This window comes from Streptomyces zinciresistens K42, from assembly GCF_000225525.1.
GTDB lineage: Bacteria > Actinomycetota > Actinomycetes > Streptomycetales > Streptomycetaceae > Streptomyces > Streptomyces zinciresistens.
The window spans coordinates 1-1,065 of the sequence record NZ_AGBF01000454.1 but is presented as its reverse complement, the minus strand read 5'-3'; the positions used below and the strand labels follow the sequence as shown (position 1 = coordinate 1,065).

1 protein-coding gene is annotated in these 1,065 nt (G+C 69.0%); it reads left to right on the top strand.

Features of this window, described 5'->3' with window-relative positions; all coding sequences use genetic code 11:
- Positions 1–111: 111 nt before the first annotated feature.
- On the top strand, positions 112–1,065 hold the full coding sequence (locus tag SZN_RS37165) for an IS481 family transposase (RefSeq protein WP_043735585.1): 954 nt from the start codon (positions 112–114) through the stop codon (positions 1,063–1,065).

The following is a 1,065-nucleotide window of genomic DNA, read 5'->3' as shown; positions in this document are numbered from 1 at the left end:
GTTCTGTCCACGGAGGTTGGTGACGGGTTTCACGGTGGGGTGATCTTGAACGAGTGAGGGCCTTCCGGGTTCGGTGTGGATTGCGACGTCAACACCGACCGGAAGGCCCTCATGCCCCACCGTAATGCACCCCTGACTGAGACCGGACGCCTGCGACTGGCCCGCTGCGTGGTCGAGGACGGCTGGACCCTGCGCCGTGCCGCCGAGCGTTTCCAGGTCTCGCCCACGACGGCTCAGCGCTGGGCGGGCCGCTACCGCGAACTCGGCGAGGCAGGCATGGCCGACCGCTCCAGCCGCCCGCACCGCAGCCCGCGCCGGACCCCGACCCACACCGAACGCCGGATCATCAAGGTCCGTGTGCTGCGCCGGTGGGGACCGGCCCGCATCGCGGGCCTGCTACGGCTGAACCCGGCCACGGTGCACCGGGTCCTGACCCGCTTCGGCCTGGCCCGGCTCATGCACCTGGACCGTGCCACCGGCCGGGTGATCCGCCGCTACGAGCGCGACCGCCCGGGCGAGCTGGTGCATGTCGACATCAAGAAGCTCGGCAACATTCCGGACGGAGGCGGCCACAAGGCCCTCGGACGCCAGGCGGGCCGCAAGACCCGCTCCGGCGCCGGCTACAGCTACCTCCACAATGCCGTCGACGACCACTCCCGCCTCGCCTACAGCGAGATCCTCGCCGACGAGAAGAAGGAGACCGCCGTCGGATTCTGGACGCGGGCCCACGCCTTCTTCGCCCGGGCCGGGATCACCGTCGAACGCGTCCTGACCGACAACGGCTCCTGCTACAAATCCCACCTCTGGCGCAACTCCCTCGCAGAGCTGGGGATTTCACACAAACGAACCCGTCCCTACCGGCCCCAGACCAACGGGAAAGTCGAGAGGTTCAACCGGACCCTCCTCGACGAATGGGCCTACGCACAGCCCTACCGCAGCGAAGCCGAGCGACGCGACGCCTACCCCGCCTGGCTCCACACCTACAATCACCACCGCGGACACACCGCGCTCAAGGGCCAACCACCCGCCAGCCGCGTCCCCAACCTCACGGGTCAGTACACCTAG

Coding starts and splice junctions, on each gene's coding strand:
- SZN_RS37165 (WP_043735585.1), top strand. CDS start 112: ATGCCCCACCGTAATGCACCCCTGACTGAGACCGGACGCCTGCGACTG.